This is a genomic window from Nocardia pseudobrasiliensis NBRC 108224, assembly GCF_001613105.1.
Taxonomy (GTDB): domain Bacteria; phylum Actinomycetota; class Actinomycetes; order Mycobacteriales; family Mycobacteriaceae; genus Nocardia; species Nocardia pseudobrasiliensis.
This window is the reverse complement of the sequence record NZ_BDBS01000053.1, coordinates 47017-60744: the sequence shown is the minus strand read 5'-3', so window position 1 is coordinate 60744 and position 13728 is coordinate 47017. Positions and strand designations below refer to the sequence as shown.

Genomic DNA, 13728 nt, shown 5'->3' with positions numbered 1-13728 from the left:
GAACTGCCCGTGACCAATTCAGCAGGGCCGTCCACCACGAGTCCGGCGGCCCGCCAACGACGTTTGCTGCCGATTGCCCTCGGGCTGTTCGCCGCCTCGGCGATCGTGTCCGTTCTCACCAAACAGTGGCACGGCTACATCGATCTCCAGGTGTACCGCAACGGCGCGCGGGTGTGGCTGGACGGCGGCGATCTGTACGGCCCGATGCCCAAGGCGGGCGGCATCGGACTGCCGTTCACCTATCCCCCGCTGGCCGCCCTGTTCTTCGCGCCGCTGGCGCTGCTGCCGCTGCACTGGGCCGAGATCCTGGTGCTGGCGACCTCGGTCGCCTGCCTGGGCGCGACGCTGTGGGTGGTACTCAACCGCCTGCGCCCGACACTGGATCGAACCAGCCAGTGGGCGTTGGTGATCGGGGCGGTCTCGATTCTGAACCTGTCCGAGCCGATTCGGCAGACCTACAACTTCGGGCAGATCAATCTGGTGCTCATGGCCGCGGTCACCCTGGACGCGCTGGTGCGCAAGCCCTTCTGGCCGCGCGGCATGCTGATCGGCGTCGCGGTGTCGATCAAGCTGATTCCGGCCGGATATCTGCTGTACTTCCTGCTCTGCCTGGATTGGCGGGCCGTGCTGCGCGGGGATCGGGCGGCGCTGCGCGGCGAGGCGGGCCGGACCATCGTCACCCTGCTGGCCTCCGCGGTCGGGGCCATCGTGCTCGGATTCCTGCTGTTCCCGCGGGATTCGTCGAACTACTGGTTCCACACGATGCTCGACACCGGCCGGATCGGACCGCCGCAGTTCGCGGGCAATCAGTCGCTGAAGGGCTTCGCCTTCCGGCTCGGCGTCGCCGATTCGACCGCGATCACCATCTGGATTCTCTTGTCGCTCATCGTGCTCGCGCTGGCGGTGGTGTGGATGCGGCGGCTGATCGGCGCGGGTGAGCATGTGGGTGCGCTGCTGGTCAACGCGGCCGCGATCCTGCTGGTGTCGCCGGTGTCGTGGTCGCATCACTGGGTGTGGATCGCCCCGGCGCTGTTGGTGGTCGCCGACGCGATCGCGCGCGGGATGCGCCGACCCTGGTTCCTCGCCACCGTGGCCGCGATCGCGATTCTGTTCATGGTCGGCCCGCAGTGGCTGCTGCCGCACCACGAGGACCGCGAACTGGGCTGGTCGTGGTGGCAGCAGATCGTCGGCAGCAGCTACGTGCTGGTCACACTGGCCGTGCTCGCGGCCGGTGCGATCGGCTATCGACCGGTGTCGGCCGGGGTGAGGAAGGCGGCCAGCGCGGCCGAATAGGCCGCCACATCGTGCGCGCCCATGAGTTCGCGCGCCGAATGCATCGCCAGCTGCGGTGCGCCCACATCCACGGTCGGCATGCCGGTGCGCGCCGCGGTCATCGGCCCGATCGTGCTGCCGCACGGCAGATCCGCGCGATTCATGAACCGCTGCAGCGGCACCCCCGCCTGCGCGCAGGCCAGCGCGAACGCCGCCGCGCCCACCGAATCGGTGGCGTAGCGCAGATTCGGATTCACCTTCAGCACCGGACCGCCGTTGACCTCGATGCGATGCAGCGGCTCGTGGCGCTCCGGATAGTTCGGATGCGTCGCATGGGCCATATCGCCGGAGGCGCAGATCGAACTCGCCAGGGCCGCAAGGTATTCCGAGCGTCCGCCGCCACGGGCCAGCACGATCCGCTCCAGCACCGCGGGCAGCAGATCCGATTGCGCGCCGCGATCGGACTGGCTGCCGACCTCCTCGTGATCGAATACCGCCAGCACCGGCGTCACCGCGCCCGGCTGTCCGACAGCCGCCAGGAAGGCGTGCAGCCCAGCGTAACAGGTGCCCTGATTGTCCAGCCGCGGCGCACTCACCAGATCGCCGTCGCGGCCGACCGGACGACTCGGGGTGAGGTCGTGGGTCATCAGCTCCCAGCCCAGTAGATCGGCCGCGGCGACACCCGCCTGTTCGGCCACATAGGCCAGAAACGATCGCGGTTCGCCGCCCACTCCCCATACCGCGTTCACATGCCGCTGCGGATCCAGCGTCACCCCGCGCCGGTCCTCGGACAGGTGGATCGCCAGCTGCGGCACCCGCAGAATCGGCTCATCGATGCGAATCAGCCTCTCCGCCATACCCTTTCCGGACCGCACGGTGATCCGCCCGGACAGGCCGAGCTCGCGATCGAGCCAGGAGTTCAGCCACGCGCCGCCGTAGGGTTCGAGGGCGACCAGCTGCCAGCCCGCGACGGCCAGATCGGGATGCTGTTTGACGCGCAGATTGGGGCTGTCGGTATGCGCGCCGACCACCCGGAAACCGCTCGCGGGTTCGACCGCGTCGCTCGCCCACGCCACCAGCGATCCGCCGCGCACCACGTAGTACCGGCCACTGTCCGCCTCGGCCCAGGGCCGCGCCTCGGGCAGTTCGGCAAAGCCCTGCGCCGCCAATTCGGCCGCGATGGTCCGCACGACATGGAACGGGGAGGGCGACGCGTCGACGAAGGCACACAGCCCGGACGCGGTCGCGGTGGTCGAGACCGGCATACCGGAAATCCTAGACACCCGTGATCTCGTGCACCTGCTCCTGCGCCTTGACCGAGTCGGTCACCCAGGTCCGATAGAAATCCAGCGGGCATTCGGCCAGACCGCGCACGCCCACATTGACCTTGCCCAGTCCGGTCGCGCCGCGGTGCAGTAGCGCGTGCAGCGGATTGCGTTCGGGTTGGTAGCGTCGCGAATCTCGCAGCGCGCGAATCGACAGGTCCGCGAAGCGCATGTCCTGTGCCTCGGCCCCGCACTCGCCGAGCACCCGGCCGTCGAAGCCCACGAGAGCCGAACGGCCGCTGTAGGAATGAACGCCGTCGAATCCGGTGGCACCGGCCGCGGCGACGTAGACGTTGTTGGCCCACGCCATGGCCTTGGCCATCCCGATCTGCTGTTCGGCGTCGCAGGCCCGCAACGCCATACCGCGCACGATCAATTCGGCGCCCTTCATCGCGCAGTCGCGCCACAGTTCGGGATAGTTACCGTCCTCGCCTAGCAGGATCGAGATCTGCAGTCCCTTGGGACCGGCGGTGACGAAGGTGGACTCCCCCGGCCAGGACAGTTCGCCCTCGGGGGCCGGTGCGATCTTGCGATAGCGCTGCACGATCTCGCCCTCGTCGTCGATCAGTACGGCGGTGTTGTACGGCGGGCGCAGCGGATGCTGCTCATGGCACTCCGCGCCCATGGCGAACACACCCCAGACCCGGTTACGGCGGCACGCGGCCGCGAAAACCTCGGTCTCCTCACCGGGAATCGCCATCGCCGTCGAGTAGAGCTCGGTTTCGTCGTACATGACACCGGTGGTCGAAAATTCCGGTAGCACAATGAGATCGAGTTCCGGATGTCCGGTTTTCAAACCGTCGACGATGTGTCCGATGCGATAGCAGTTGGCGAGCACTTCGGCCCGAGAGTGCAATCGAGACATGGGATGATTGACTACGGCAACGGAAACGATGTCCGGATTACCTGTCCCATTTTCGCAACCCATGCGCACTCCTCGGCAATAAGCATCAATGGCTCCGGCACTCCCAGACGGAAGGTTCCACCGGATCCATAGTTACCGAGGAGCAAGCATCGAGCAACCGCACCCGAGGACGGGCGTCAGTCGGCGACGGGCATCTCCGCGACGAGTTCCAGCAGGCGCAGCAGGTCGGTGTGGTTGCGGGCCCCGATCCGCTTGCGGAGATCCTCTTCCGCACGCCGTTCCTCGGACCGCACCGAATCCACCAGCTCAGCGCCGCGCTTGGTCAGGCCGATCAGGATGCGGCGCCGGTCGTCCTCGGCCGCGATCCGGAAGATCAGGCCACGCTCGGCCAGGGCATCCGCATGCCGGGTAGCCGACGACGGCGGCAGCTGCGAACGCGCAGCAAGCTCGCTCATCGTGATACCGGCCTGGTCGGACAGATTGGACAGCATCGACCACTGGTCGGCCGACAGCTGCCTGGCGCACAACGCCGCGTCGAGGTGACGCAGCCAACTGCGCTCAGCCGCACGCAGCGCCCCATGCAAAGTGGAAAAGCCGCTTACAATGGTCGACATATTTTTCCCGCCCATCATTTTCGCTCGGACAAGAAGAGGGTACCGAATGTTCCCGTTCAGCGAGAGTCCGGACGATGTGATCGAAGTCCTCAACATCGTCCCACTCCAGGGACCGGCGGGAATTGTGGCCCCCTCGTGTGAGGCGGCAATTGCCCTCGCGGTGGAAGAAATCAACAGCGGCACAGGAATTCTCGGCCGTGAGGTACGTGTCACGACCATCGATGGCGGCCGCGCTCCGCGCGAGGTCGCCAAGGAGGTTTCGGCCCTGCTGGCGACCGGCATGGTTGATGCCATTACTGGATGGCACATTTCTGCCGTCCGCCGTGCGGTGGCCCGGGCGGCCGACGGCCGGGTGCCCTACCTGTTCGCCACCACCCACGAGGATCTGCCCAACGAGCCTCCGGGCGTGCTGATGATCGGCGAGAACCCGGCCGGACACATCCTGCCCGCGATGCAGTGGCTGGAACGCGAGTTCGGGGCCCGGCGCTGGGCGATCATCGGCAACGACTACATCTGGCCCATGGCCACCGGTAAGGCCGTGCGTACGGCCCATCAGGGGTCGATCACGCTGGAGAAGTACTTCCCGCTGGGCACCGAGGACTTCAGCGAATTCCTGGGCGATCCGCGGCTGGACCGCGCCGACGGCATCGTGCTGCTGCTCGTCGGCACCGACGCCGTGCGGTTCAATCAGCAGTTCGCGCACACCGGACGTTCCGAGCGGCAGGTGCGCGTCAGCCCTGGAATAGACGAGGGCGTGCTGCTGGCGGCCGGGCCGCAGTCCAACGACAACCTCTACGTCGTATCGAGCTTCTTCCCTGACAACCGAACCAGCGATCCGGACCGGATGGCCCGCTACCACCGACTGCACGGCCGCTTCGCCCCGCAGCTGACCTATTTCGGGAACACCAGTTACGAGGCCATGTACACGCTGCAGTCGCTGGCCCACGGCTGCGGTTCGCTGGACGTCCCGCTCATGCAGGCCGCCCTCGACGACGGCATGGTGCTGGAGACTCCGTCCGGCGGGCGGGCGTTCCAGGGCAATCACTCCCAGCAATTCACCGCGCTGATCGCCCGCGCCGACGGAGTGGACCTGCAGATAGTCGATACGGTCCGATAGCCCCTAGGGTCGAAACCCCCTAGGCCGAGACCAGACTGTCGATCACCGACAGGAAGATCCCGAGACCGTCGTCGCTCGGACCGGTGAGCGGTTCGGTGGCGTGTTCGGGATGCGGCATCAGACCGACCACGCGACGGTCCGCCGAACAGATGCCCGCGATCCCGCGCTGCGAACCGTTGGGATTGTCGCCGGAGTAGCGGAACACCACCCGACCCTCGCCCTCGAGTTCGTCGAGCACGGGCGGCGCGGCCTGGTAGCGACCCTCGGCGTTCTTGATCGGGATGAGGATCTGGGCGTCGGCGTCGTAGCGGGAGGTCCACGCGGTATCGGTGCGCTCGACGGTCAGCCACTCGTCGCGGCAGATGAAGTGCAGACCCTCGTTACGCGTCAGCGCGCCGGGCAGCAAACCGGCCTCGCACAGCACCTGGAAGCCATTGCAGATACCCAGCACCGGCATGCCCCGCCCGGCCGCCTCGACGACCTCGCCCATCACGGGCGCGAAGCGGGCGATCGCGCCCGCGCGCAGGTAGTCGCCGTAGGAGAAACCGCCCGGCACCACGACCGCGTCGACATTCTTCAGATCGGCGTCGGCGTGCCAGAGATCGACCGCCTCGCCTCCGGCCAGCCGCACCGCACGGGCGGCGTCGACGTCATCGAGGGTGCCCGGAAAGGTGATGACACCGATGCGCGCTGTCATGCCTCCACCTCGCTGACGCTCGGCTCCGGCATGACCGCGCGGGCGGCTGTGCTTATGGTTCGCTCGCTACGCTCGCTCACGGCAGCCGAACCACTTTCCAGTCCTCGATGACCGTATTGGCCAGCAGGCTCTCGGCGATCTTCTCGAGTTCGGCGTCGCTCACGCTGTCGTCCACGTCGAGTTCGAATCGCTTGCCCTGCCGGACATCCGAGACGCCGGGAAGGCCCAGACGTCCGAGCGCACCGACGATGGCCTGACCCTGCGGATCCAGGATCTCGGCCTTCGGCATCACCTCGACCACGACTCGTGCCACGCGCTTGCTCCTCACGCTGTGCTGGGGGATTACCTGATCAGCCTAGTTGGAGCGGTCGGACTCCGCCGACCCGGGTATACCGTGAACGTATGCGCATAGCCCACTTCGGACATTCCTGCGTTCTCGTCGAGTTGCACGGCACCAAGATCCTGTTCGATCCGGGCAACTTCTCGCACGGCTTCGAGGGCATCGAAGGACTCGACGCGATCGCCGTCACCCATCAGCATCCCGATCACATCGACGCCAATCGCATCGATGCGCTGGTGGAGAAGAATCCGAACGCCCGGCTGCTGGCCGATCCGCAGACGGCCCAGTTGCGCGGCGGCCCTTGGGAACCCGTGCACGCGGGCAATGTGCTCACCGTCGGCAAGGTGCAGATCACCGGGGGCGGCGGGCGGCACGCGGTGATCCATCCGGAGATTCCGGTGATCGACAACACGGTCTTCCAGCTCGGCACCCCGGACGATCCCACCGAATTCGTCCATCCGGGCGATTCGCTGTGGGTGCCGCCCACCAGCGTGGGCGTGCTGGCCCTGCCCGCGGTCGCGCCGTGGATGCGGATCAGCGAGGCCGTCGATTATCTGCGGGCGGTCGCGCCCCGCACGGCGGTGCCGATCCACTACGGGATCATCGCCGACGCCGCGCAGGGCATCTACTTCGGCCGCCTGACCGAAATGCGTCCGGCCGATACCGAATTCAAGGTCATCGAGCCGGAGGACCACGCCGAGTTCTAACCCCGGTAGGTCGTCAGGAACACCGCCTCGGTGAGGGCGATGCGCTCGATCTCGGTCGGATCCACACTCTCGTTGGGCGCGTGGATGAGGCATTTCGGTTCCTCGACACCGAGCAGCATGATCTCCGCGTTCGGATAGGTGTCGGCGAAGGTGTTGCACAGCGGGATGGAACCGCCCTGCCCCTGGGTGGTCGCCGCGCGGCCGTAGGCGGCCTGGAAGGCGTGCTCCATGGCCGTGCGCGCGGGCCCGCCCGTGCCGGAGCGGAACGGGGCGGCCAGGCCCTCGCATTCGAGGGTGGCCTTCGCGTGCCACGGGACGTTCGATTCCACATGGGCGGTCAGGGCCTCGAGCGCCTGCTCCGGATCGATACCCGGCGGAATGCGCAGATTGATCCGGGCCCGCACCTTCGGCTGGATGGCCGAGGAGGAGCCGACCACCGGCGGCACATCGATGCCGATCACGGTCAGGGCCGGTCGCGCCCAGATCATGTCGGCGACCGTGCCGTCGCCGACCAGGTCCACCCCGTCGAGCACATCGGCGTCGGCACGGAACTGCTCGGGCGGATACTGCTCGCCGTCCCACTCCTGATCATTGGGCAGGCCCGTGACGGTGGTGTTGCCGCGCTCGTCGCGCAGCGAGGCGAGCACCTGCACCAGCGCGGCCAGCGCATCCGGCGCGGCTCCGCCGTACATACCCGAATGCAGCGGTCCCGCAAGGGTTTCCACCGTCAGCACCGCCGATACCATGCCGCGCAGGGTCTGGGTGAAGGTGGGCGCGCCGACCGCGACATTGCCGCAGTCGCCGATCACCAGCGCATCGGCACGCAGCAGATCCGCGTTGTGCGGGACGAAGGCCTCCATCCCGCCTGTGCCCTGCTCCTCCGAGCCCTCGGCGACCACCGTGATGCCGACCGGAAAACCCGTGCCGCCCATGGCCTCCCGCACCGCGCGCAGGGCGGTCAGATGCGCGACGAGATTACCCTTGCAATCCGCCGCGCCGCGCCCGTACCAGCGGCCGTCGCGCTCGGTGAGTTCCCAGACCGGCGAGTGCCAGGCCGCCTCGTCCATCGGCGGCTGCACATCGTAGTGGCAATACAGCAGCACCGTCGGCGCACCGGCGGGCGCGGGATATCGGGCCACCACGGCCTGACTGCCGTCGGGCGTCTCGTACAGGTCCGCGTCGGTCAGGCCGACCTCTTTCAACGCCTCCAGCGCCCACCGCGCGGCCTTGTGACACTCCTCGATCGGGAACACTCGCGGGTCGTACACCGACTTGTACGAAACCAGTTCCGTCAGATCGCTTTTGGCCCTCGGCATCAGCGCACGCACCTGGTCGCGCAGCGCATCCACCCCGGAAACTTCGCTCATATCAACTCATTTCGTCGTATCGCCCAGCTTCAATGTATCGACTTGGCGAAGATATGCCGGCAGATTGTCGGGGCAATAGGTTTCGATGGCCAATTCGGTGCCGGTGATCACCGCGCGGTCGGCGATGATCGGCCGGTTGCCGGGTCCGCCCGCCCCGGTGCTGATCGCGGCCAGATAGCGCGAGTTCGGTGGCCCGCGCGCCACGGCGCCACACCGCCAGGAAACCCAGCGGTTTCGCCAAACCCTCCCCCACCCACTTGTAGACGCCGCCGTCCCAGCCCGATGCGAGTTCGGCCGCCACGAACGCCGTCGGCAACAGGAACAGCAGCGCCGGAAGCAGATACAGGAATACGCACGCCAGCCCGTATACGGCCATGGTCGGCGCGGAACGCAGACTCGCCACCGAACTGGTGGTCATGAGGGCCAGGGTGATCCAGGACAGGTAGTTCCTCACGCCCCTCCTCCCGCCGAATGCCGTCGCTGCCTACTGTGCCACGCCGAGGGCCGTTCCAAGATCATTCGTTAATGAGCCGCAATCTCGAATCAGCCCAGCGCGCGGGCGGCCTCGGCCGCAATCGTGGCCGCGACGGCACCCAGCGCCGGGGAGTCCAGCCGCCACTGCTGCCAGTACAGCGGCACGTCGATGTGCAGGCGCGGATCGAGTACGACCAGGCGTCCGGATGCCAGATCCCCGGAACCCTGCTGGTCGGGAAGCATTCCCCAGCCCAGACCGTGCCGGACGGCCTCGGCGTAGCCGGACGAGGAGGGGATGTAGTGCCGCGGCGGATCGAGCGGCCGCCGGGCGCGGCGGCGCATCAGGCGGTCCTGCAGATCGTCTTTGCGATCGAAGATCACCACCGGCGCGGCGTCGAACGCGCGCGCGGTCGCACCCTCGGCAAACCATGTGCGAACGAACTCCGGCGTGGCCACCGGGCGGTAGCGCATCGCGCCGAGTCGCCGCGCGGTACAGCCCTGCACCGGCTGCGCGGCGGCCGTGATCGCGGCCATGACCGTACCGTCGCGCAGCAGGCCGATCGTATGTTCCTCGTCCTCCCGGTGGATCTCGAAATACACCCCGGCGGGCGCGGCGGCGAGGGCGGGCAGCACCCAGGTCTCGAGCGAATCGGCGTTGACGGCCAAAGGTATTCGCACCCGATCGTCGGCTTCCATTGCCGCCGCGCCCAATTCCCGCGCGGTATCCCCGGTGAGCAGCTCGATCTGCCGGGCCAGCCGCAGCACCGCCAGCCCGGAGTCGGTGGGCCGCACCGGTTTCGTGCGCTGCAGCAGAATTCGGCCCACGGCCGCCTCGAGCGCCTTGATGCGCTGACTGACCGCCGACGGCGTGACGCGCAGCCGCCGAGCGGCCGCCTCGAACGTGCCCTCGGCCACGGCGGCGTCCAGGGCGCGCAGCTGGTCCAACTGCAGATCCATATTAAGAAACTGTAATGGTGGTTGAAAATCTTTAGCTTGTCTGTCTGAAAAACCGCCCATAACGTCGAAGAATGTGAATGTCTCCTCGGCCGCGCTCGCGGCACTGTCGGGTCTGGGTTTCGGGCTGTCGTTGATCGTGGCCATCGGTGCGCAGAACGCGTTCGTCCTGCGCCAGGGCATCCGCGGCGAACATGTGCTCGTGGTGGTCTCGGTCTGCGCGGTGTCGGATATCGTGCTGATCGCCGCCGGGGTGGGCGGCTTCGGCGCGATCGTCACCGCGGCCCCGATCGTGCTCACCCTCGCCCGCTACGCCGGTGCGGCCTTCCTGCTCGGCTACGCGGCGCTGGCTCTGCGCCGCGCGATCACATCCGGCTCGCTCGCGCCCAACACCGCCGACACCTCGATGGCCGTCGGCGCGACCTTCCTCACCTGCCTGGCCCTGACCTGGCTCAATCCCCATGTCTACCTGGACACTGTGGTACTGCTCGGCTCCTACGCGAGCAGTTACGGCCCCAACCGCTGGTATCTGGCCGCGGGCGCGATGCTGGCCAGCATCCTGTGGTTCCTCGGCCTGGGTTACGGCGCGCGCCTGCTGAGTCCGCTGTTCGCGCGGCGCACGGCCTGGCGCGTCCTCGATACGCTCATCGCCGCGATCATGATCGCCCTCGGCGTCACCCTGCTGCTGAAGTAGGGATCAGGCCGCGCGGGTCGCGGCGAACGGCTCCCAGCGGTAGACCGTGGGGACGGCCTCGTGGAACAGGGCCAGATCGATCGCGTCGAGCATGGCCTGATGCGGACCCGAGCGGGCCAGCTGGGCGGCCGAGACGGCCAGGCGCAGCAGCCCGCCACGGCGGGCCGTGCGGGCCGCGCTCATCACCAAGGCATGACACCACCAGGGCTCGGCCCGGAAACCCTCGCCGACGCCGTGCACCCAGGAGCGTTCGGAGACGCCGCGCTCGAGGTCGTAGATGGCGGTCAGACCCAGGGCCACTCGGAAGCCCACCTCGGGCAGCGCGGCCATCGCGCCCTCGGAGGCATTCCAGCGCGGCGCGGCGAACAGCCGGGTGCGCAGGCCCACCCGCTCCATCACGCGATCGGCGGCCATGAGACGCAGGCGCGCTTCATGTTTGGGCAGCGCGGCGAATTCGGACCGACGGCTCTTGGTCGCGGCCTGGTCGTACCCGTGCAGCACGATCGCATCCCCGAGTTCGCGGCGCTCGCGCAGCCACTGCTGGGTCTCGGCATCCTCGGTCAGCCGGTACTTCCCCTTCAGCCGCGGCGCGACCAGCAGCGACAGCGGAACCTCACGCCGGTCCATCTCCGCGGCGAAGGCCGTTGCCGCCGCCCGGGTGGTGTCGCGGATACCGGACACCGAGACGATCAGTTGCCCACGCATGAGCGACCCCCTGTTCGTGCTGTTCACAGGCGCTGCGCTGGTCATATACCCACTGTGCGGGCACGAGATGTCCACCTCGTGCCGACCCGGTGACAGGATGACGAACTAGGATCGGCCGGATGAAGGCAGCACTGTTCAGCGCTCTCGCCGTCCCGCTGTTGATCGCAGCCCCGGCGATCGCCCACGCCGACGAGGGCGATCCGCCGCCGATCTTCACCCCGCAGGAGCAGTGCGACACCACCAAAGCGCTCGTCGACACCATCCGCAAGCAGAATCCGGACGCCACTCCCGAGCAGATCGCCGACGCCTATCTGCGCATCATGGATTCCAAGGGCGCCTACCGGGGTATCGAATCCGCCCGCGAGCGCGACCGGCAATTCCTGCTGGAGAATATCGCCGCCTGCGGCCTCGGCTAGGCCGCGCCGAGTCCCAAAGTGTCCAGCACCCAGGCGTATTCGAAGGCGACCTCTCGCCACTTCTCATAGCGCCCGCTGACGCCGCCGTGACCGGCGCTCATCTCGGTCTTCAGAAGTAGCTGGGAGTCACCGGTTTTGGTGGCACGCAGCTTGGCGACCCATTTGGCCGGTTCGACGTAGAGCACCCGGGTGTCGTTGAGACTGGTGATCGCCAGGATCGCCGGGTACTGCTTGGCCTCGACGTTCTCGTACGGCGAGTAGGACTTCATGTAGTCGTAGACCTGCTTGTCCGCCAGCGGATTTCCCCACTCGTCCCATTCGATGACGGTCAGCGGCAGCGACGGATCGAGTATCGAGGTGAGCGGGTCCACGAACGGCACATTGGCGAGTATGCCCGCGAACAGCTCCGGCGCGAGATTGGCCACCGCGCCCACCAGCAGGCCGCCCGCGCTGCCGCCGTCGGCGATCATCCGCTCGGGCGTGGTCACCCCGGAATCGACGAGATGCCGCGCGCAGGAGACGAAGTCGGTGAAGGTGTTCTTCTTGGTGAGCGTCTTGCCGTGCTCGTACCACAGCCGGCCCATCTCACCGCCGCCGCGCACATGCGCGATCGCGAACACCGCGCCGCGGTCCAGCAGCGACAGCCGCGACACCGAGAAGCCGGGATCGATACTGGCCTCGTAGGAGCCGTATCCGTAGAGCAGCAACGGTTTCGGCCCGGCAGGCAGGTCCTTGCGCCGCACGATCGAGATCGGCACCCTGGTGCCGTCCTCGGCGACGGCCCAATCCCGGTGCTGCTCGTAGTCGTTCGCGTCATAGCCGCCGAGTACCGGCTGTTCCTTGCGCAGCAGCAGTTCACCGGTGGCGGGCACATAGTCGAACACCTGCATCGGCGTGATGAACGAGGTCACCCCGATGCGCAGGGTCGGCTGCTCCCATTCCGGATTCGAGCCGACGCCCGCCGAGAACAGTTCCAGCCCGAATTCCAGTTCCTTCGGCTCGCCGTATCCCTCGGAGGTCAACGGCCACACCGCGACTCGCGGCAGCGCCTCGCGCCGGTACGACAGCACCAGATGATCGGCGAAGCAGTCGATATCCTCGAGCCGGACATCGTCGCGATGCGGGATCAGCATGGTCAACGCCGCCGGATCGTCCACCGGAGCCTCGGCCAGCACGAAGTTCTCCGCCTTGACCCCGTCCACGACATCGTTGTGCAGCACCAGGAATCGGTCCTGCCCGCCGATCACGGCGTGCTCGACCGAATACTCCACACCCTCGCGGCGCGGCAGCAGCACCCGGAATTCGCCCTCGGGATCATCGGATTCGAGGACCCAGCCCTCGCTGGTGATCTTCGAACCCACCCAGATCATCAGGTATTTCTCCGACCGGCTCGCGCCGATGCTCACCCAGTAGCGCTCGTCGGGCTCGTGGAAGACCTTCACATCGGCGTCGGTGGCGCTGCCCAGCCGGTGTCGCCACACGGTGTCGGGCCGCCAGGACTCGTCGACGGTCTGATAGAAGACGTGCGTGCCGTCCAGCGACCAGGTCGCGCCGGGCGCGGTGCCCGGGATCTCGTCTCCGAGCAGCTCGCCGGTGCGCAAATCCTTGAACCGCAACACATATCGCTCATCGCCGACGGTATCGACGGAATAGGCCAGCAGATTGCCGTCGTGGCTGATCGAGAACGCGCCGAGGGCGAAGAAGTCGTGACCCTCGGCCAGGACGTTGCTGTCGAGCAGGATCTGCTCGCCGTCGACCGCGGTGTCGGTGTCCAGCCGCGGCGGGTTCCAGTCGTTCGGATCCTCGATCCGACGGCGGCAGTGCACGCCGTACTGCTTGCCTTCGAAGCTGCGCGAGTAGTACCAGTAGTCGCCCATTCGGGCCGGGACCGACAGATCGGTCTCGAGGGTCCGCGATTTGATCTCGTCGAAGATCTTGTCCCGCAGTGGCTGCAAATGGGCGGTCTGCGCCTCGGTGTAGGCGTTCTCCGCCTCGAGGTAGGCGATCACCTGCGGGTCGTCCTTGTCGCGCAGCCACTCGTACTCGTCGACGAAGGTGTCGCCGTGATGTACGCGCTGAGTGGGGACCTGCTTGGCCACCGGGATCGTTCCGGTACCGCTGTCGAGAGCCATGCGCTCCACCGTAACCGGCCCGGCGCGACGGGCGTGGTCAGGTCGCCCG

General features: G+C 67.5%; 15 protein-coding genes and 1 pseudogene. 5 read left to right on the top strand and 11 right to left on the bottom strand.

Going from position 1 to position 13728, the window contains the following annotated elements; all coding sequences use genetic code 11:
• Nucleotides 1–9 precede the first annotated feature (9 nt).
• Nucleotides 10–1293, top strand: coding sequence for a glycosyltransferase 87 family protein (locus tag NP4_RS33935; RefSeq protein WP_169813846.1), 1284 nt, complete (start codon nt 10–12; stop codon nt 1291–1293).
• Here the strand turns inward: NP4_RS33935 and NP4_RS33930 are convergent.
• The 3 genes from NP4_RS33930 to NP4_RS33920 form a co-directional block, all read right to left on the bottom strand.
• Nucleotides 1242–2537, bottom strand: coding sequence for a M18 family aminopeptidase (locus tag NP4_RS33930; protein WP_068006645.1), 1296 nt, complete (start codon nt 2535–2537; stop codon nt 1242–1244). The two genes, NP4_RS33935 and NP4_RS33930, sit on opposite strands and share 52 nt — an antisense overlap.
• A 10-nt stretch (nt 2538–2547) precedes the next feature.
• Nucleotides 2548–3462: a nitrilase-related carbon-nitrogen hydrolase gene (locus NP4_RS33925; RefSeq protein WP_245997869.1), complete on the bottom strand. Its 915-nt coding sequence runs from the start codon at nt 3460–3462 to the stop codon at nt 2548–2550.
• Nucleotides 3463–3638: 176 nt separating this feature from the next.
• Complete coding sequence (locus tag NP4_RS33920; RefSeq protein WP_245997868.1) at nt 3639–4094, bottom strand: MarR family winged helix-turn-helix transcriptional regulator; 456 nt, start codon at nt 4092–4094, stop codon at nt 3639–3641.
• Between the two features lie 28 nt (nt 4095–4122).
• On the opposite strand from NP4_RS33920, the gene NP4_RS33915 reads away from it, so the two are divergent.
• Nucleotides 4123–5193, top strand: coding sequence for a substrate-binding domain-containing protein (locus NP4_RS33915; protein ID WP_068006643.1), 1071 nt, complete (start codon nt 4123–4125; stop codon nt 5191–5193).
• Between the two features lie 19 nt (nt 5194–5212).
• On the opposite strand, the gene purQ is transcribed toward NP4_RS33915, so the two are convergent.
• Entirely contained in the window at nt 5213–5890 is a 678-nt protein-coding gene (gene purQ, locus NP4_RS33910; protein ID WP_068006642.1) for a phosphoribosylformylglycinamidine synthase subunit PurQ, read from the bottom strand.
• A gap of 76 nt (nt 5891–5966) precedes the next feature.
• Nucleotides 5967–6203 (bottom strand): phosphoribosylformylglycinamidine synthase subunit PurS, encoded by a 237-nt coding sequence (gene purS / locus NP4_RS33905; RefSeq protein ID WP_068006640.1) that lies wholly within the window; start codon nt 6201–6203, stop codon nt 5967–5969.
• Nucleotides 6204–6292: 89 nt separating this feature from the next.
• Between purS and NP4_RS33900 the strand changes: the two genes are divergently transcribed.
• Nucleotides 6293–6937: an MBL fold metallo-hydrolase gene (locus tag NP4_RS33900; protein WP_068006639.1), complete on the top strand. Its 645-nt coding sequence runs from the start codon at nt 6293–6295 to the stop codon at nt 6935–6937.
• Here NP4_RS33900 and NP4_RS33895 read toward each other — a convergent pair.
• The 4 genes and pseudogenes from NP4_RS33895 to NP4_RS33885 all read right to left on the bottom strand — a co-directional run bounded on the left by NP4_RS33895 (nt 6934) and on the right by NP4_RS33885 (nt 9735).
• Complete coding sequence (locus NP4_RS33895) at nt 6934–8304, bottom strand: dipeptidase (RefSeq protein ID WP_068006637.1); 1371 nt, start codon at nt 8302–8304, stop codon at nt 6934–6936. The genes NP4_RS33900 and NP4_RS33895 overlap by 4 nt on opposite strands.
• Nucleotides 8305–8310: 6 nt before the next feature.
• On the bottom strand, nt 8311–8508 hold the full coding sequence (locus NP4_RS41830; RefSeq protein ID WP_068006635.1) for a hypothetical protein: 198 nt from the start codon (nt 8506–8508) through the stop codon (nt 8311–8313).
• Nucleotides 8509–8524: 16 nt separating this feature from the next.
• Nucleotides 8525–8758, bottom strand: a pseudogene (locus NP4_RS40435) (amino acid permease); the annotation flags it as partial.
• Between the two features lie 89 nt (nt 8759–8847).
• Nucleotides 8848–9735 (bottom strand): LysR family transcriptional regulator ArgP, encoded by an 888-nt coding sequence (locus NP4_RS33885; protein ID WP_068006633.1) that lies wholly within the window; start codon nt 9733–9735, stop codon nt 8848–8850.
• 73 nt (nt 9736–9808) lie between these two features.
• Between NP4_RS33885 and NP4_RS33880 the strand changes: the two genes are divergently transcribed.
• Nucleotides 9809–10426, top strand: a complete 618-nt coding sequence (locus tag NP4_RS33880) for a LysE/ArgO family amino acid transporter (RefSeq protein WP_068006631.1) — start codon at nt 9809–9811, stop codon at nt 10424–10426.
• Nucleotides 10427–10429: 3 nt separating this feature from the next.
• Here NP4_RS33880 and NP4_RS33875 read toward each other — a convergent pair whose 3' ends face one another.
• A complete protein-coding gene (locus NP4_RS33875) occupies nt 10430–11131 on the bottom strand; it encodes a DUF2334 domain-containing protein (protein WP_068006630.1) in 702 nt (233 codons plus the stop codon).
• Nucleotides 11132–11250: 119 nt separating this feature from the next.
• Here NP4_RS33875 and NP4_RS33870 point away from each other — a divergent pair, with 119 nt between their 5' ends.
• Nucleotides 11251–11547: a hypothetical protein gene (locus tag NP4_RS33870; protein ID WP_068006628.1), complete on the top strand. Its 297-nt coding sequence runs from the start codon at nt 11251–11253 to the stop codon at nt 11545–11547.
• Here NP4_RS33870 and NP4_RS33865 read toward each other — a convergent pair.
• Nucleotides 11544–13679 (bottom strand): S9 family peptidase, encoded by a 2136-nt coding sequence (locus tag NP4_RS33865; protein WP_068006626.1) that lies wholly within the window; start codon nt 13677–13679, stop codon nt 11544–11546. The two genes, NP4_RS33870 and NP4_RS33865, sit on opposite strands and share 4 nt — an antisense overlap.
• Nucleotides 13680–13728: the final 49 nt, after the last annotated feature.